Source organism: Mesorhizobium sp. LHD-90, assembly GCF_030929505.1.
Taxonomy (GTDB): domain Bacteria; phylum Pseudomonadota; class Alphaproteobacteria; order Rhizobiales; family Rhizobiaceae; genus Kumtagia.
The window spans coordinates 308,896-326,776 of record NZ_JAVFVV010000002.1; the positions used below are offsets into that span (position 1 = coordinate 308,896).

Here is a 17,881-nt window from a genome sequence, read left to right on the forward strand (position 1 = left end):
GCCCGCCGACGGAGCGCGGATCAGGACGCCGCCTTCGCGGCGACAAGCCCGTCGATCTTGGCGCAAAGGTTCTTCATGACGAAATATTCGTCGGTCGACGCCTTGCCGTCGTTGACCTCCTGCGTCCACTTCTCGAGCGGCACCTTGATGCCGAATTCCTTGTCGATCGCGAAGACGATGTCGAGGAAATCCAGGCTGTCGATGCCGAGATCGTCGATCGTGTGACTTTCCGGCGTGATCTTGTCACGGTCGATCTCGCTCGTTTCGGCGATGATGTTCGCGACCTTGTCGAATGTCGTGGACACGGCGATTCCTTGAATAAAGAGTGCAGTCTGCGCAGCCCGCCCGCCGCGCGCAAGTCCGGCGCTGTCTAATCGGTTTTGGCCGGGAGGAAAAGGGGCGGAATTGTCCCGGCAGCCATGCGCGCGTTTGCCGCGTCGCTGGTTTTCCAGGATCGTCCGCTTTAAGATCGTCCTGCTACCCGCAGAGGGGCGGGCGGCGAGGGGCCGAGCGCAAGCGTGCAGGACTCGAAATCCAGGCTGGAAGCGGAAGTCGCGCGGCTCGGCCGCGAGTTGGATGAAGCGCGCCAGCAGCAGGCGGCGACAGCGGATATTCTGCGCATCATCTCGAATTCGCCGTCTAACACGCAGCCAGTCTTCCAGGCGATTGTGGATAGCGCAGCGCGCCTCTGTTCTGCGGCTTATTGCTTCGTATTCCGATTCGACGGCGAACTGCTGCACTTCGTGGCGCACAACGGCATCGAGGCGGATGCCGTCGCAGCCGTCAACATGCAGTTTCCGTTGCCGCCGGGAAGGACTACCGGAGCCGGTCGGGCAATACTCACCCGTCAGGTCGCGCAGGTTCTGGATATGCGGTCGGATCCGGACTACCAGGTCAGCGCGCTGACCGAGGTGCTGCAATTGCGAAGCGTCTTGGCGATGCCGATGCTTCGGGACGGCGTTCCCATCGGCGTCATAACTGTGGATCGGCGGGAGGCGGGCCGTTTCCCCGAGCGACAGGTCGAACTGCTCCGCACCTTTGCCGACCAGGCCGTCATCGCGGTCGAAAACGTCAGGCTGTTCGAGGAGGTCAGCGAAGCGCTCAAGCAGCAGACGGTGACGGCCGACACCCTGAAGCTGATCAGCCAATCCGCGTTCGACTTGAAATCGGTGCTGCATGCGCTGGTCGAAGCCGCCGCCCACTTGTGCGATGCCGACAAGGTCTCGATCACCAGGGAGCGGGACGGCCAGTTCTTCCGATCCGAGACCTACGGTTTCTCGGAGGAGTTTCTCGACTATGTAAAGGACTTGCCAGTCGAGCCCGGCAGGGAGACGGCTGACTGTCGGGCTCTTGCCGAGCGTAAGGTGGTGCATATCGCTGACGTCCTGGCAGATCCCGAGTACACGTTTTTGACTGCGCAGAAGCTGGGCAACTTCCGCACCGTGCTCAGCGTGCCGATGCTGCGCCAGGGAATCCCGGTCGGCGTCATGGCGTTGACGCGCACGGAAGTGAAGTCTTTCACGGATAAGCAGATTAGCTTGGTCAGGACCTTCGCCGACCAGGCGGTCATCGCCATCGAGAACGTGCGGCTCTTCTCCGAACTCGACGCCCGCAACCGCGAGATCACCGAGGCGCTGGAGCAGCAGACCGCCAGCGCCGACGTGCTGAAAGTGATCAGCCGTTCGGTCGGCCAGACCGAGCCGGTGTTCGAGGCCATTCTCGAAAGCGCCGCGCGTCTGTGCGAGGCAAGCTTCGCCAATCTGGCTCTGTGCGAGGACGGCGGGCTGCGGCACGCTGCCGTTTATGGCTTCCCGCCAGAGTGGGAGGCGTACCGTCGGGAACATCCGATCCTGCGGCCGCTGCCGAGTTCTGCGATCGGTCGTGTTCTTGCAAACAGAATGCCGGTTCATGTTCATGATGCAATCGATGATCAGGCCTATCGCGACGGCGATCCAGGCCGGCTCAACGTGGTGAACCTACTCGGTGCAAGGACGATACTCTCGGTGCCGCTGCTGAAGGACGGCGCGGTCGTGGGTGTCATAACCATCCACCGCAGGGAGGTGCGGGATTTTACCGACAAGCAGATCGCTCTGGTCGCCAATTTCGCCAGCCAGGCCGTCATCGCCATCGAGAACGCCCGGCTTTTCTCCGAACTCGAAGTCCGCAACCGCGAAGTGAGCGAGGCGTTGCAGCAGCAGACCGCCATGGCGGACGTGTTGAAGGCCATTAGCCGATCGACCTTCGATCTCGATACAGTGCTGAGGACGCTGATAGCATCGGCATCCCGCCTCTGCGATGCTGGCCCGGCCCAAGTCTGGCGCCGCGACGGCGACGTTTACAGGCTTGCCGTCGCGCATCTGTTCGGTTCGGACCATGTGCAACTAGAGCAGTTGCTGGAGATCCGTCCGGGCCGGGCAAGCACGGTCGCCCGAGCGCTCCAGGAGATGCGCGCTGTCCAGATCATCGATGTGCTGGAAGATCCGGAATATGAGCTGAAACATGAGGCTCGGGTCGGCAACATCCGTACGGTGCTCGCCGCTCCTCTGCTCAGGAGCGGAGAGCCGATCGGGGTCTTCTCCTTTGCGCGCTATCGCGTTGAGCCTTTTACCCAACGTCAGATCGAACTCATCGAGACATTTGCCGACCAGGCCGTCATCGCCATCGAGAACGCCCGGCTTTTCTCCGAACTCGAAGTCCGCAACCGCGAAGTGAGCGAGGCACTGGAGCAGCAGACCGCCTCTGCCGATGTGCTGAGCGTGATCAGTCGTTCGGTCGGTCAGACCGAGCCGGTGTTTAGCGCCATTCTGGAGAGTGCGGCTCGGCTGTGCGATGCGAGTTCCGCCCACATGGCGCTTCGCGATGGCGACGGTTGGCGCAACGTCGCCGCCTTTGGCGGCACACCGGAATGGGAAGAATATCGCCGCCAACATCTGCAAATTATGCATCCGATGCCAAGTTCCGCGATGGGCCGCGTGCTCGCGACTGGCATGCCGATCCATGTCGATGACGCAATGGACGATCAGGCATATCGTGATGGTGATCCAGGTCGGCTCAGCGTTGTGAGGCTGCTTGGCGCGAGGACGTTACTTTGCGTGCCACTGTTGAAGGATGGCAATGTCGTCGGCATCATCACCCTCCACCGCCAAGAGGTCCGCCCGTTCAGCGAAAAGCAGATAGCTCTGGTCGCCAGCTTCGCCGACCAGGCGGTCATCGCAATCGAGAACGCTCGTCTCTTCTCCGAACTCGAAGCGCGCAACCGCGAGATACTGTCGCGGTACTTTTCGCCCAATCTGGCGGAACGCCTTGCCGCCACTGGCGTGGACGAGATCGAGCTTTCGGGAGAGCGCCGCGACGTCGCGGTGCTGTTTTCCGACATCGAGGGTTTTACTTCGCTGGTCGAGACGATGGAACCGGGCGTGCTCGGCGAGTTGTTGAACGGTTATCTCGCCGGCATGACGTCGGTTGTCTTCTCCCATGAAGGCACCCTGGCGAAGATCGTCGGCGACGCGCTGCACGTCCTGTTCGGGGCGCCGGGAGACCAGCCCGACCGGGCCGCCCGCGCGGTCGCCTGCGCGCTCGACCTCGACCTCTTCGCACAGTCCTTCCGCAAACTCTGGCTGGAAAAAGGCGTGGCGCTCGGACCGACGCGCATCGGCGTCAATGCCGGCCCGGCGATCGTCGGCAATTTCGGTGGCGGCCGCTTCTTCGACTACACCGCCTATGGCGACACGATAAACACCGCGGCGCGGCTGGAGAACGCCAACAAGCAGATCGGAACGCGCGTCTGCATCAGTGAAAGCGTGGTCAGCCAGGTGCCGGCTTTCCGGGGCCGCCCGGTCGGCGATCTGATTCTGCGGGGCAGGACCGAGCCTCTGCGTGCCTACGAGCCGCTGCGGCCCGGCGAACAGGACGACGTCTCGGCCGACGGCTACCTGAAGGCCTTTGCCAGGCTGGAAGCGTTGGACCCAGGCGCAATGGGGGCCTTCGCCGCCGAGGTCGGCAGGCAGCCCGACGACCGCCTCGCCGGCTTCCACCTCAAGCGGCTGCTCAACGGCGCGAGCGGAACGCGCATCCATCTGGATTGAGGACCGACAGGGATAAGCCTGTCTTCGTGGCGGGCAAGCGGCGGACAGCAAATAAGTCGGCTTCTCAGTTCTATTGCCGCGTGATAAAATATCAAGGTCGTTTCGGCCGTCTGCGAAATGTGCCTGAAGAGGTATGGAGGAGGCGGTTTATTGGAGGCTGTTCGTCGCGCGCCGCATTGTTGCTCCAACCTTTGTGGGCGGCAGGCATGTGAAGGGATTTGGATATTTGGTGGCCCTGGACCGGGGGCGTCCGGCATCGCCAAACACCTTCTTTCAATGCGGTTGATGCTGCCAGAATGGTGCATCCGCCGATTTTCCGGCGGCGGGTGGCGTCCTGCAAGTCGGATGTTCATGCTGTCCAGATGCCGGGGGAAGCATTGTTCATGGGGCCATCTCGTATCTGATGGGCAAGGGTGTCGTCCCGCTCCCGATCTTCGCCGGCCTGTCGGGCTATCGGGCGGGCTGGGTCCGAGGCGACGTGTCGGCGGGACTTGCGGTCGCGGCAGTAGGACTTCCCAGCGCCATCGCCTATCCGGCGATTGCGGGCCTGCCTCCGGAGACGGGCATATACGCCAGCATCTTGCCGCTAGTCGCCTATGCGTTCTTCGGTCCCTCGCGACAGCTCATTGTCGGACCCGATGCCGCGACGATGACCGTTCTGGCGGCCGTGTTGGCCGCTGTCGTCGCGAGCGTGCCTGCGGGCGTCGCCGTGGACCGTCCGGCGATTGCCGCGACGCTGGCCCTTGCTGTCGGCCTGTACTGCCTGCTGGCCCGCGCGCTTCGGCTCGGTGTGGTCGCAAACTTTCTGTCCCGTCCAATTCTGACCGGATTCTTCGCGGGTATTTCCCTTTCGATCCTGATCGGACAGATCGGCCGGTTCACCGGGCTGAGCATCCAGGCCGATGGCCTGATCGGGCCGGTCCTCGAATTCATCCGCGAAGCCGCGTCGACGCACTGGCCGTCCTTGCTGCTGGCCATGTGCATGTTTGTTCTGTTGCAGATCGCGCGAAGCATGCGCTTCCCGGTTCCCGGCCCCGTTGTGGTGATTGTGCTCGCCGTCATCCTCTCGGCGCTGTTCGATTTCGAAGGGCATGGCATCGCTGTCGTCGGCGACATCCCCGCCGCGCTTCCCTCGCTTGCGCTGCCGCAAGTTTCAGGCCTGCCAATCGACACGGTCTTGCTCGGCGCCGCGGCGATCTTTCTCGTGAGTTTTGGGTCGGGAGTTGTCTGTGCCCGCAGCTTTGGTGCCCAAGCCGGTTTTCCGGTCGACGCGAACCGCGAGCTAACCGGGTTCGGCGCGGCCAACATCGCCGCAGGCCTTTTCGGCGCCTTCCCGGTGAGCGCATCGGACTCGCGCACGGCGGTCAACCTGACAGTCGGGGGGAATTCGCAGGTGGTCAGCCTGATCGCTGCCGCGACCCTGGTTGCAGCGGTTCTGTTCTTGGCTCCGGCGCTTCGGATTCTGCCGATCCCCGCACTCGGGGCGATCCTCGCCTCGACCGCGATAGGTCTGATCGACCTCGATGCGCTGAGGCGGATCTGGCGGGTCAGCCGTATGGAATTCGTTTTCGCCCTCATTGCGATGTGGGGGCCGATAGGTCTTGGCGTCCTGAACGGCGTCGTGATCGCAGTGGGCGCGACGCTGATCTATCTTCTTCGCAAGCTCATGTTTCCCCGCGATGCCTTGCTCGGTCGCGTTCCGGGCCGTGCCGGGTTCTTCAAGCTGCATCGCGTTTCCGATGCCGGTTCCATACCCGGGCTGGCCATCGTGCTCATCCAGGGCAGCCTTCTGTTTTTCAACACCGACTACGTGAAATCGCGTCTGCTGGCGATTGCCGCGGAACTGCCCGGCGACACGCGCTGGCTGCTGATCGACGCGAGCGCAATCGCCCAGATCGACAGTTCGGCGGCGGCAATGCTGGACGAGGTCAGAGCCACTCTGGCCGACCGCGGGATACGGCTTGGTTTGGCCGAGTTGCACAGCGAAGCGCGCGACATGCTCGGACGGGCGGGGGTGATCGAGCGAATTGGCGAGGCGATGATCTTCGACGATCTGGAGGACGTGGACCTCGCCTTCAAAGCGCAAGGCAAACGCGTTCGAACTTGAAAGGCAGAGTGGCCAAGCTCCGGAGGGAACCATGAGCAAGGGCAAGAACAAGAACAAGAAAAAGCGTGAAGCAGACGCGAACGACGAGCATCGGGCGAACCAGCCGCAGGTCGAGACGGGCGGTGCGTTGGCGGAGACAAAGCCGAACGGCGGCTACAGATCGGAAATCGAGCGGCTGCAAGTCGAGCTTGCTCATCTGCAGGCATGGGTGAAGAAGTCCGGGGCGCGTATCGTGATCGTCTTCGAGGGTCGCGACGCGGCCGGAAAGGGCGGCGTGATCAAGCGCATCACCGAGCGGGTCAGCCCGCGCGTGTTCCGCGTCGTGGCGCTGCCGGCGCCAACCGACCGCGAAAAGTCCCAGATCTACATGCAGCGCTACGTTGCGCACCTGCCGGCGGCCGGCGAGATCGTGATATTCGATCGCTCCTGGTACACCCGCCCCGGCGTCGAGCGGGTGATGGGCTTTTGCAGCGACGCCGCGGCACGCCGCTTCCTCGAGTTGGCGCCCGGCTTCGAAGCGGCGATCGTCGAGAGCGGCGTCACCCTGCTCAAATACTTCCTCGACGTGAGCGAGGAAGAACAGGAGAAGCGCTTCCGCCAGCGTATCGAGGATCCCGTGCGGCAGTGGAAGCTGAGCCCGATGGACATCGAGTCCTATCGCCGCTGGTGGGATTTTACCCGCGCCTACAACGAGATGATCAGCATGACCGACACCAGTCACGGGCCGTGGTGGATCGTGCCGTCGAACGACAAGAAGCAGGCTCGCATCAACTGCATCTCGCACATACTGAACTCGATCCCCTACGAGCGTGTCCCGTTCGAAGAACCCAAGCTGGGCAAGCGGCAAAAGCGACCCAATGGCTTCAAGGACGACAGTACCCCGCGAAAGGTGGTGCCGGACGTGTTCAGCGGGACATAGGCTCAACGAGACTTTTCAAGGGAGGAACTGCAATGGCCGACATCAAGACTATCGATCCGAATGCCACACCTCCAAGCGCCGCCGACCTTCGGATGGCTCTATTGGAGGAGCAACTCGCGGAAATGAAGAAGAGAGAATCAAAGAGGGCGCAGGAGCAGCAGAAAGTCACGAGCTTCGCCGAAGATTTTCTGAAAGATCATGTCACCGAGGATGAAATAGCAATGGTTCGTCGTCTGGTGACGAATGCGGTCAAGGACGGCAAGTTCGAGGCCCTCGTCTACAGCTTTCCGTCTGACCTGTGCTCCGACAGCGGCCGGGCGATCAACAGCAATGATCCTCAATGGACTGAAACGCTGCAAGGAAAAGCCAAGGAGTTTTACGGCCGCTACCTCAAGTTCGGCAAGCCGCAAGGCTTCAAGCTAAAGGCCATGGTCATCAACTTTCCCGGCGGAATCCCCGGCGACGTTGGCTTCTTCCTGAACTGGGCGCCGGAAACGAAATAGCACCGGCCGTTGGTGTCAGTGCGATAACAAGCGGGCCACCCGTTGCTATACGGCCGTCGCAGTTAAACTGGTCGCATCGCGCATGGCTGGAAACCGCCGGCGGATTAGGATAAACATGCGGTCCACGAGGGTGGGCCGCTGATGGACGTTGAATTCAGCACCGAGATCGACCTCTCTCACAGGGACAGGCCGGCCGCTGACCCGCCGCTACGGCTTTCCGATCCCGACCTTTTTGCACGCATCGACGCCTACACGATCGGCCCCGCCGACGCCGAGCTGAGTTTTGCCAGCCGCCTTGCCCGCGAGAACGACTGGTCGGACGGCTACGCAACCGAGGTGATCGGCGAATACAAGCGTTTCATCTACCTCGTCTGCATTTCCGACGGCACGTTGACGCCGTCGCGCGACGTCGACGAGGCCTGGCACCTGCATCTTTCCTATACACGCGACTATTGGGAGCGGTTCTGCCGCGACACGCTGAAGCGCGACCTGCACCACACGCCGACCGAGGGCGGACAGGCCGAGGCCGGCAAGTTTGCCGAACTCTACAACGACACTTTGCGCGCCTACCGGGCCGAGTTCCGGGAAAAGCCGCCGCGCCTGATCTGGCCGGACGCGGAGGCCCGGTTTTCGGAAAACGCCAGTCCGGTGAAGGTGAGTGACGATCGCTATTTCATCGTCGCAAAGCAGTACGGCGCCTCATTGGCAGTCGCAGGCGCAGCCATCTTCTTCGCCGGCGCCGCGCTGGCAAATGCCTATCCCAGCAAATTCTATCTCGCGATGCTGGTCCTGCTGGGGATCTTGCTCGTGATTACAGCTTTGGCCGGGAGTATGCCTGTCAAGGCCAAGGCGCAGAGGGGCGTGTCAGCCGGCGGCTGTGGCTCCGGCCCGGCGGGCTGCAACGGCGCCAGCGGTTGCGGCGGCGGAGGCTGCGGCGGCGGCGACTAGCAGCTTGGCCGCCGGAAACTGAACGGCCTGCCCCTTCGCGTCGATCTCAATTGAACACGATCCGCGCCAGCACATGCAGCCGTTCGCCGTCCGGCCGCACGATCACCGCCTCGCCCTCGCGCGCCGAAACGCCGGTCAGCGCCAGGATGTCCTCGGCATGGGTGACCATGACCAGATTGTCCGAACCGGCAAAACCGGCAATCGTGTCCACGACCGCCTTCAACTGCGCCGCCTTTTGCGCCTCGTCCGCCTTCGGCGGATCGAGCGCCTCGAAGATCTCCGGCTTGGCGTCGAAGGCGATGCGCGCCGTGTCCAGGCAGCGGCACCAGCGGCTGGACAGGATCCTTTCCACCGGCGCGGCGCGGGCCGCGAACAGCGCCCCGATCTTGCGTGCCTGCTGCTTTCCGCGTTCGGAGAGATTGCGCTGCGTGGCGCATTTCTCGATGTCGAAATTGGCGGGCTCGGCGCCGCCGCCGCTCATGGCGTGGCGCATCAGCACGACATGGCCGCCCTCGCGCAGCAGCGCCCAGCCGGCCTCGGTGGCCATAGCCGGCCCGGCGCACAGCAAGAACACCAGCGCGGCAAAAAATCGAAGCATCCATCCTCCCGATCCGGCTTCCCGGACATAGGGATGGCAAAGCATATGGAAAAACAAGGCTTGTGGTCGGTCTACCCCGCGAAAGACCTGCAGGCGTTGCGCACGGCAAAAGGCTCGCCTATCAAGGCCGCAGCCCTTTCCCCGCATTCTCTCTCGCGCGCAGCAGCCCGCCCGGTCACGAAAAAATGTCCCCGCTTGTCGAAACCGTGCTGTTCATCTTCGGCCTCGTGGCGCTGGGTTATCTCGCAGGCGCCACCGGCTACCTGAAGATCCAGACCGGCGACGCGCTGTCGGAATTCGCGGTCGGCGTGGCGCTGCCGCTGCTGCTCTTCCGCACCATGGTGACCGCCGATTTCCATGGCTCGGCGCCGTGGGGCCTGTGGGGCGTCTATTTTTCGGCCGTCGTCGTCGCCTGGACGGCGGGCCATCTGGTGACGACCCGCGTCTTCGGCCGCGACTCCAAGGCGGGGGTCGTCGGCGGCGTCTCCTCGGCCTTCTCCAACCTGGTGCTGCTCGGCATCCCGTTCATGCTCGGCGTGTTCGGCCAGAAAGGTTTTGAGGAACTGTCGCTGCTGATCTCGATCCACCTGCCCATCATGCTGATGGCCTCGATCGTCATCTTCCAGTTCGTCAGCCGGCGCGACGGCGAGCCCATGCACCCGCTGATCATCCTGCGCGATTTCCTGCGCAAGATATTCACCAACCCGCTGATCCTTGGCATTTTCTGCGGCCTGCTGTGGCGGCTGACCGGGCTCGACCTGCCGGTGCTGGCCATGCGTTTCGTCGACGCGCTTGCAGGCATCGCGGCACCGCTCGCGCTGTTCGCCATGGGGCTCGGCCTGAAAAAATTCGGCATCTCGGGAAACGTCCGGCCGGCGGTCACCCTGTCGATGCTGAAACTCTTCCTGATGCCCGCCACCGCCATGGCGCTGGCGCTGGCCTTCGGCCTGCCGCCGCTGACGGCGAAGATCGCGGTGGCGGCGGCCGCGCTGCCGTCGGGCGTGAATTCCTACCTGATCGCCATGCAGTTCGGTACCGGCCAGGCGCTGGCCTCCAACCAGATGACCATCGCCACCGCGCTCGCGGTGGTCACCATGACTTTTTGGATGACGGTGGTGGTGGCGGTGTTCGGGTAGGCCGGCTCGGCACGGCGCGGAAGCGGCGGGCGGAGTAGGGCCCACGTAAGTTACACGCCGGCGCTGGCGATATCGGCCGCTACCGCTACTGTACTGAAAACGCCAGTCGTCGAACGCGTCAGGCCTACTGCGGCCTGCGCGGCTGGGCGCAAGGCGCAAATCATCGAACGGTTCGCACCGCGATCCAGAGACGACACAACGGCATCCTGCCGGCATCCGAGGAGGGAGACCCAATGACAATGAGACGGAAAAGCTATCTCTGGACAAGCGTCTTCGCCGGCCTCGCGCTGGCCGGCTGCCAGGGGTCTTCCGGTACGGGCGCTTCGGCGGCGGCCGGGCAAATCGTGTCGGCCGGCCAGATGCCAAACTTTTGCCGGTCGCAATTCGCCAGTCAGACGGGAGTAAGCCCCGGTGCAATCTCGACCGACGATCCCGTCGTCGGCGCTGGTGGAACGACGATCAGGGGCACATGGACCTTGCCCAACGACGACGACACGGCAGGGACCTTCCAGTGCCGCTTCGGACCTAACGGCGCGTTCCTGGGGGCGAACCAGATCTGAGAAGCAGCGCGCCTGTCGGCTTCAAGCCGTGGCATTCGGTGGGCGGCCCTTACGAGCCGCCCACCCGAAGATGCGATACGTCACTTGCCCAGCGACGCTCTCGCGGCTTCGATCTGCGCCTTCACAGAGTCGAGGTTGAAGCTCGCGCCCTTCTGCATCGGCGGGAATTCGATGGCGGTCTGGGCGAGCTTTCCCACTTCCTGCTGCACGAAGACGAACCGCCAGAACTGATACATGAACCACTCGTTGAAATATCCCTGTGCTCCGTTCAGGGTCCCGTTGGCCGGTGTTCCCAGGCGTTCGAAGGGATCGAGGCGAAGGTTGGTGATCGACGGTGCGTCGACGACCTGCTTGGCGCCAAGCCAGCCGTCGGGCTGCTCGATAAACCGGTACTTGTAGTCGTCGATGCGCACTGCGCCGAGCGTGCTCTCGCCGAAGTAGAAGATTTCATGGCGGGCCGAAGGCCCCTTGCCGGTGATCAAGGCCGTCTGGTCGTAGCCGTCGAGATGGTTCTTGTAGGTGCGGTCGCCGATCGTCTTGCCTTTCAGCAACTCGGCCTTGATGTTCGGATTTCCGGCGGCGGCCACGAAGGTCGGAAGCCAGTCGAGACCCGAGATGATGCCGTTCTCGACCTTGCCGGCCGGAATCTTTCCAGGCCAACGGATGAAGGCGGGAACGCGGAAGCCGCCTTCATAGATCGTTCCCTTCTGGCCCCTGAACGGCGTGTTGCCGCCATCCGGCCAGGTGAAGGTTTCGGTGCCGTTGTCAGTGGTGAATAGGACAATGGTATTGTCGTCGACGCCCAGATCCTTCAGCTTCTGCATGACGATGCCGACATCGTCATCGAGCTGTGCCATGCCGGCTTCCTGCAGCGACCAGCCGTTCTCGGAAGTCCTCATCGCCTCATATTTCGGCGACAGGTGGGTGATGACGTGCATGCGCGTGGGATTGAGCCAGAGAAAGAAGGGCTTGTTGTCGGCCTTGGCCTTCTCCACGAACTTCAGGGCGTAGTCGCGAATCTCGTCGTCGACTGTTTCCATCCGTTCTGGATAAAGGGTGCCGGCGTCCTCGATCTTCTGCTTGCCGACCTTGCCCCAGCGCGGATCAACCGTCGTGTCGTCGGTCGACGTCGCCCAACTGTGAAGCATGTTGCGGGGCCCTACCTTGTCCAGAAGTTCCTGCGGGTAGTTGGGATGCGCCGGATCTTCCATCGCGTCGAGGTGGTACAGGTAGCCGAAGAACTCGTCGAAGCCGTGGACCGTCGGCAGGAACTCGTTGAGGTCGCCCAGATGGTTCTTACCAAACTGGCCCGTGGTGTAACCCATGTCCTTGAGGGCGGTCGCCAGCGTGATCGCTTCGGCGGGCATGCCAGTCGTGGCGCCAGCCTGGCCGACTGTCGTCATGCCGGTTCGTATCGGCAGCTCGCCGGTGATGAAGTTGGCCCGGCCAGCCGTGCAGCTCGCCTCGGCGTAGTAATCGGTGAACAACATGCCCTCGGCGGCGATTTTGTCGAGGTTGGGCGTCCTGCCCGCCATCACGCCTCGATGGTAGGCGCCTATGTTCCACATGCCGATGTCGTCGCCCATGATAACGACGATGTTGGGCGGCTTGTCCTGGGCCTGAGCCATCGCAAGGCCACCAAAGGTCAAAGCAGTGCCGAGCAGCAAACTGCGTAAAACGCTACTATCCATTGGAATCCCCTCCCTGGGGCTTATCAGGTCGATCACAGACAATTTGACTGTTGTTGCAGCATTGTCTCGCGGCCCCTGTTGAAGGCCATCGACGATCCTAGTCTATTCCTCAAATAACGAGGTCGCCAGAGCAGGTCTTTGAAAAATAACTTGACCGCTTTATTCAAATTGCCATCTGAAATTGCATAAAAAAACACGCGAAACGCGCTGAAATCCGTCGTCAAAATCCAAACAAGCCGCGGTGATGCGTGATGAAGAGAAAACCTGTCTCCAGCATGTCCATCCCGTGCCACCCACTTCCGTGCCCTGCGCCAATTGATCCTTTGCCCTCGGAACGCTAAGACGGCGGCCACCATCCGCCGCCCACGCGGTGTCGCTTCAACCCCACGGCCGAGCGTTCCCGGCGAACGCTGAAGGGAGAAAAAACATGCTCCAGAAAACCAGCCATTTCATGCGGCAGGCGAATTTCATCGGCGGCGAGTGGGTGCAGGCGGATTCCGGCGGAACGGTCGACGTCACCAACCCGGCCACCGGCCTCGTCATCGGCACCGTGCCGAAATCCGGCAAGGCCGAGACGCGCCGCGCCATCGAGGCGGCCGAAGCCGCATTCCAGAGCTGGAAGAAGACCTCCGTGCTGGAGCGCCACAAGCTGCTCAGAAAACTGCACGACGCGATCATGGACAACCAGCAGCCGCTGGCCGAACTGCTGACCATGGAGCAGGGCAAGTCGCTGGCGGAATCCAAGGGCGAGATCGCCATTTCCGCCGCCTATGTGCTGTGGTTCGCGGAAGAGGGCCGACGCGCCTATGGCGACGTGGTGCCGTCGCCCTGGGGCGACCGCCGCATCCTGGTGACCAAGGAGCCGACCGGCGTAATCGCCGCGATCACGCCGTGGAATTTCCCGTCCTCCATGCTGTCGCGAAAACTGGCGCCGGCGCTGGCAGCGGGCTGCACTACCGTGGTGAAACCTGCCTCGCAGACGCCCTATTCGGGCCTGGCCTGGGGTGCGCTCTGCGAGGAAGCCGGTTTCCCGAAGGGCACGGTCAACATCCTCACCGGATCTGCCGGCGAGATCGGCGACGAGATCTGCGCCAACCCGCTGGTCAAGAAGATCACCTTCACCGGTTCCACCGAGGTCGGCAAGATGCTGATGGCCAAGGCCGCCTCGACCGTGAAGAAGGTGTCGATGGAACTCGGCGGCAACGCGCCGTTCCTGGTCTTCGACGACGCCGACATCGATCGCGCGGTCGAAGGCGCGATGGTGGCGAAATACCGTAATTCCGGCCAGACCTGCGTGTGCACCAACCGCTTCTTCGTCCAGGCCGGCGTCTATGACGCTTTCGTCGAAAGATTTTCGGAGGCGAGCCGCAAGCTGAAGGTCGGCGCCGGGCTGGAGGAGGGCACCCAGCAGGGCCCGCTGATCGACGAGAAGGCGGTCGAGAAGGTCGAAGAATTCGTCGCCGACGCAAAAGCCAAGGGCGGCAAGGTGGTTGCCGGCGGCAAGCGCCACGCGCTCGGCGGTTCGTTCTTCGAGCCGACCGTGATCGCCGACGCCAAGCCGAACATGATGTTCATGAAGGAAGAGATTTTTGGCCCCGTGGCCCCGGTGTTCAGGTTCGAAACCGAGGAAGAGGCGGTAAAACTCGCCAACGACACCGAATTCGGCCTTGCCTGCTATTTCTACACCGGCAATCTCGGCCGCGCCTTCCGGGTCATGGAAGGGCTGAAGTACGGCATGGTCGGCGTCAATGAGGGGCTGATCACCACCGTCGAGGCGCCGTTCGGCGGCGTGAAGGAGTCCGGCGTGGGCCGCGAGGGCGGCCACCAGGGCATCGAGGATTATCTCGACACGAAATATGTCTGCATCGGCGGGCTTGGTCTCTGATATCGCGCCTCGCGGGTTGTCGGTCAGCCCCGGCCGCTTCGCGGCTACCTTCCCTCCGCTGGGGAGAAGAGGAAAGGCGAAGACGTCCGCGACGTCCTCTCCCCTCGGGGAGAGGTCGCCCCGAGCGAAGCGGAGGGCGGGTGCGTTTGCACGACCGGCAGCCCGAGCCAGGCAATCGATTTTTTGATACAATTGATAGAGGTCGGGGGATGAGTTTCGGCGAGGTTTTCGGGGAGACGGGAACGGGCGAACCTGTCCGCCGGGTCATCCTTCGCGGCGGCGGCCTGACGGCCAACGTCCTGTCATTCGGCGCGATCCTTCAGGATCTGCGGCTGGAAGGTCACGAACCACCGCTGATGCTGGGTTTCGAACGCTTCGAGGATTATCTGGCCCACCCGAACTATTTCGGCGCCGTCATCGGCCGGCATGCCAACCGCATCCGCAACGGCCGCTTCGGCATCGACGGCAAAGGCTACGCCATTGATCCAGAACATCCGGAACGCCACGGTCTGCATGGCGGGCCGGACGGTTATGCCCGCCGCAACTGGACCGTCGACGAAGCCGGCGAGGATTTTGTCACGCTGTCGCTTGCCGACCCCGACGGTCTTATGGGCTTCCCGGGCGCCCTAGCAACCCGATGCACCTACCGGCTGGGCGGGGAGGGAGCGCTGTCTCTCACGCTGACCGCCACCGCCGACAAGCCGACACTCTGCAATCTCACCAGCCACGCCTATTTCAACCTCGAGGACGGCGGCGAGACCGACACCGGTGATCACCAACTGGCGATTTTTGCCGACGCCTATCTGCCGGTCGACGGCGACTTGATCCCGACCGGCGCGGTGACCCCCGTCGCCGGCACCGACTTCGATTTCCGCGAGCCGCGAAAAATCCGGCCGATGCCGGAAGCCGACCTGATCCGCTACGACAACAATTTCTGCCTGTCCTCCGCCCGGCGCGAAATCAGCCTCGCCGCCCGGGCGCAAGCGGGAAAGTCCGGCGTCGAAATGGAAGTCTGGACCACCGAGCCCGGCGTGCAGTTCTACGCCGGCCACTATGTCGACCTCGACGCCATCGGGCTCGGCGGTCGCCGCTACCGGCCGTTCTCCAGCTTCTGCCTGGAGGCGCAGATCTGGCCTGATTCGCCCAACCAACCCTATTTCCCGCAGGCGGTGCTGCGGCCGGGCGAGACTTATCGGCACGTCACCGAGTTCCGCTTCCGGTGCGCATGACTCATGGCGGGCTCGGACCCCGCCGCGACTATCGATTGCGAATGATCTTGTACCGGACTGTCCCATCCGCAAACTCTCGCCGTTCCAGCGGGACGTTCGTACCGGCCGGAAGCGGCAGCAGGACCGTGTCGCGGACCACTAAGGTTTCGTCTGTATCATTCAGTTTGATGACAAACTGCGTGCCGCGTCCAGACACTGCTGAGACGATTTCGCCATTCGGATAAGTTGTCTTCACGGCAGGCCCGAGGTTGTGGGTCCGGTAGACAGCCTGCAGCACCAATGCAACGCTGGCCAGCAGCAAGACCCCGAGCGAAAATTTGATGGACCAATGCATCGGAACATGCCCACAGTTTGCACCGGCACGAATGTAGGAAGCCGTGGCCTGGACGCCATCCGCGTCAATTTTTGGCCGGCACGGGTTTGCCCGGCGAAATCTGTCGGCACGTCACCGAGTTCCGCTTCCGGCGGGGGTGAAAGCCGGCAACGGAAAGAAAATCACCCTCGCGGCAATGGCGAAACGCCAACAAAACAAGCGCGCGGCCGCAAAAACAGGGCCAAAATGAAGCCCGTCGCGCGGTTTTGCCGGTGCGTTTCCGACAAGCCTTTGAAACTGCGTGATCTTCCGGACTTCACGGAAGTTTTGAGTCGGTGTCGGAGCGAGTTCCTCGCACCATTACAAACTCTTCAATATGGTACATAAAACAATAGCTTGTCGCTATCCGTTAAACACCGCGCGCAGCGTCTCGAACGGCGCCAGCGCGCCGCGCACCTGGATCACCGCGCCGGCGACCCGGTGCGCACGGACGGCCGCCTCCACTGGCGAGTCGCCCACCAGCCGAGCGGCAAGATATCCCCCGTTGAAACTGTCGCCGGCACCGGTCGTGTCGACCGGTTTTGCTACCGCCGTGGCGGGCGAGGGGGTCAAAAGATCGCCGTGGGCAATCAGCGCCTCGGCCTCGCCATTCTTCACGACGATCTCGGAAACACCAAGCTTTTTCAATCGCTTGGCGGTGTCGTGGGGTGCGGCATCGCCGAACAGCGCCTGCTCGTCGGGGAACGTCGGCAGGGCGATGTCGGTGGTCGCAAGAGCAGCCTCGAAGGCGGCTTTCGCCGTCTCCGCATCCGGCCAAAGGCGGGGACGAAAATTCGGGTCGAAGGCCACTAGCGTCTTTTGCGCCCGCGCCCCGGCGACAGCGTTCAGCAAGACCTTCCGCGCCTCCGGTGAAAGAATTGCCAAGGTAATTCCGGAAAAGTAAACAAGTGACTGGTTTTCAAGGCTTTTTGCCAGTGCGGCGGGGTCGCTGGCGAGTTGCCGCGCGGCCGCGTCCGAGCGCCAGTAGGTGAAAGACCGTTCCGCCCCGGTCAGGGTGATCGCATAAAGTCCCGGCCTTGCCCCGGGGATCCTTGGGCTCGCCGCTATACCAATTCCGTTCTCAGAAAAGAACGCTATCTGTTTGATCGAAAAGGGATCGTCGCCGAATGCCGACACATAGTCGGCGGCCCGATCGGGCTCCGTTAACGCCCGAAGCGTCCACAGCGTGTTGAAAGTGTCCCCGGCGTAGCCCATACGCCAGGATTCGCCGCCCTGGCCGGAAAGCTCCAGCATGCACTCGCCGACCGATGCTATTCCGCGCGCCACCTGGAAGCTCCCAAGATGCTGAAATTGAAAACCTTTTGCCACCTGCCGGCGCAACGGGCAACCTGCCTCATGCGGCGGCTTCCCGTTTTGCCCGCAAAGTCCTAAATTCACCGCCGCAACCGCTCCGGAAAACCTTCATGCACAAAAAATCCTGGGGAATCATCGTCATCCCGGTCCTGGCGCTGGTCGCCTTGTTCTGTTTCGCCCAGATCTATCTGACCGCCCCGCGCCACGATGCCCCCGACGTCACCCGCGCAAAATCCACTGAAAACAAACTGTTCGTGGCTTCGATCGCCCCCGAAGGCGGCGAGCCGAAGGTTGGGCCGCTCAGTTCTTGGATGCTGACGTTGCGGCTCCCCAATGGCCATCCGGTGCGCAACGCCTTGATTTCACTCGACGGCGGCATGCCCGACCACAATCATGGACTGCCCACCAAGCCGACCGTCAGCACTGACCTCGGCGAGGGACACTATCGTATCGAGGGCTTGAAATTTACCATGCCCGGTGTCTGGGTACTCAAGCTCGTGATCTCGACGGCGGACTTTGGCTCGGACGAGGCGACGTTCAACGTCGTCCTCTAA

The 17,881-nt window shown here is 62.8% G+C and carries 15 protein-coding genes and 1 pseudogene; 11 read left to right on the top strand and 5 right to left on the bottom strand.

What is annotated here, in order from left to right:
* Positions 1-20 precede the first annotated feature (20 nt).
* Positions 21-305, bottom strand: a complete 285-nt coding sequence (locus RB623_RS03670; RefSeq protein ID WP_308055483.1) for an acyl carrier protein — start codon at positions 303-305, stop codon at positions 21-23.
* A gap of 363 nt (positions 306-668) precedes the next feature.
* Here RB623_RS03670 and RB623_RS30305 point away from each other — a divergent pair.
* From RB623_RS30305 to RB623_RS03700, 6 genes and pseudogenes are all read left to right on the top strand, one after another.
* Positions 669-1,010 (top strand): annotated as a pseudogene (locus tag RB623_RS30305) (GAF domain-containing protein); the annotation flags it as partial.
* Positions 1,011-1,115: 105 nt separating this feature from the next.
* On the top strand, positions 1,116-4,085 hold the full coding sequence (locus tag RB623_RS03675; protein ID WP_374121634.1) for a GAF domain-containing protein: 2,970 nt from the start codon (positions 1,116-1,118) through the stop codon (positions 4,083-4,085).
* Positions 4,086-4,488: 403 nt separating this feature from the next.
* Positions 4,489-6,192: a SulP family inorganic anion transporter gene (locus tag RB623_RS03685; RefSeq protein WP_308055398.1), complete on the top strand. Its 1,704-nt coding sequence runs from the start codon at positions 4,489-4,491 to the stop codon at positions 6,190-6,192.
* Between the two features lie 31 nt (positions 6,193-6,223).
* Positions 6,224-7,111, top strand: a complete 888-nt coding sequence (ppk2, locus tag RB623_RS03690) for a polyphosphate kinase 2 (protein WP_308055399.1) — start codon at positions 6,224-6,226, stop codon at positions 7,109-7,111.
* Between the two features lie 32 nt (positions 7,112-7,143).
* Entirely contained in the window at positions 7,144-7,614 is a 471-nt protein-coding gene (locus tag RB623_RS03695; protein WP_308055400.1) for a histidine kinase, read from the top strand.
* Between the two features lie 141 nt (positions 7,615-7,755).
* Positions 7,756-8,562, top strand: a complete 807-nt coding sequence (locus RB623_RS03700; RefSeq protein WP_308055401.1) for a hypothetical protein — start codon at positions 7,756-7,758, stop codon at positions 8,560-8,562.
* A gap of 46 nt (positions 8,563-8,608) precedes the next feature.
* On the opposite strand, the gene RB623_RS03705 is transcribed toward RB623_RS03700, so the two are convergent.
* Entirely contained in the window at positions 8,609-9,160 is a 552-nt protein-coding gene (locus RB623_RS03705) for a histidine phosphatase family protein (protein WP_308055402.1), read from the bottom strand.
* 185 nt (positions 9,161-9,345) lie between these two features.
* Here RB623_RS03705 and RB623_RS03710 point away from each other — a divergent pair, with 185 nt between their 5' ends.
* Both RB623_RS03710 and RB623_RS03715 read left to right on the top strand, forming a co-directional pair.
* Complete coding sequence (locus RB623_RS03710; protein WP_308055403.1) at positions 9,346-10,296, top strand: AEC family transporter; 951 nt, start codon at positions 9,346-9,348, stop codon at positions 10,294-10,296.
* A gap of 233 nt (positions 10,297-10,529) precedes the next feature.
* On the top strand, positions 10,530-10,856 hold the full coding sequence (locus RB623_RS03715; protein WP_308055404.1) for a hypothetical protein: 327 nt from the start codon (positions 10,530-10,532) through the stop codon (positions 10,854-10,856).
* Positions 10,857-10,936: 80 nt separating this feature from the next.
* Here the strand turns inward: RB623_RS03715 and RB623_RS03720 are convergent, their stop codons facing one another.
* Positions 10,937-12,547 (bottom strand): arylsulfatase, encoded by a 1,611-nt coding sequence (locus tag RB623_RS03720; RefSeq protein ID WP_374121627.1) that lies wholly within the window; start codon positions 12,545-12,547, stop codon positions 10,937-10,939.
* Between the two features lie 427 nt (positions 12,548-12,974).
* Here RB623_RS03720 and RB623_RS03725 point away from each other — a divergent pair, with 427 nt between their 5' ends.
* Together RB623_RS03725 and RB623_RS03730 are read left to right on the top strand one after the other, a co-directional pair.
* On the top strand, positions 12,975-14,432 hold the full coding sequence (locus tag RB623_RS03725) for an NAD-dependent succinate-semialdehyde dehydrogenase (RefSeq protein ID WP_308055406.1): 1,458 nt from the start codon (positions 12,975-12,977) through the stop codon (positions 14,430-14,432).
* Positions 14,433-14,641: 209 nt separating this feature from the next.
* A complete protein-coding gene (locus tag RB623_RS03730; protein WP_308055407.1) occupies positions 14,642-15,661 on the top strand; it encodes an aldose epimerase family protein in 1,020 nt (339 codons plus the stop codon).
* A 28-nt stretch (positions 15,662-15,689) separates the two neighbouring features.
* Here RB623_RS03730 and RB623_RS03735 read toward each other — a convergent pair whose 3' ends face one another.
* On the bottom strand, positions 15,690-15,995 hold the full coding sequence (locus tag RB623_RS03735) for a hypothetical protein (protein WP_308055408.1): 306 nt from the start codon (positions 15,993-15,995) through the stop codon (positions 15,690-15,692).
* 381 nt (positions 15,996-16,376) lie between these two features.
* On the bottom strand, positions 16,377-17,300 hold the full coding sequence (locus RB623_RS03740) for a sugar kinase (RefSeq protein WP_308055484.1): 924 nt from the start codon (positions 17,298-17,300) through the stop codon (positions 16,377-16,379).
* 137 nt (positions 17,301-17,437) lie between these two features.
* Here RB623_RS03740 and RB623_RS03745 point away from each other — a divergent pair, with 137 nt between their 5' ends.
* On the top strand, positions 17,438-17,881 hold the full coding sequence (locus tag RB623_RS03745; protein WP_308055409.1) for a FixH family protein: 444 nt from the start codon (positions 17,438-17,440) through the stop codon (positions 17,879-17,881).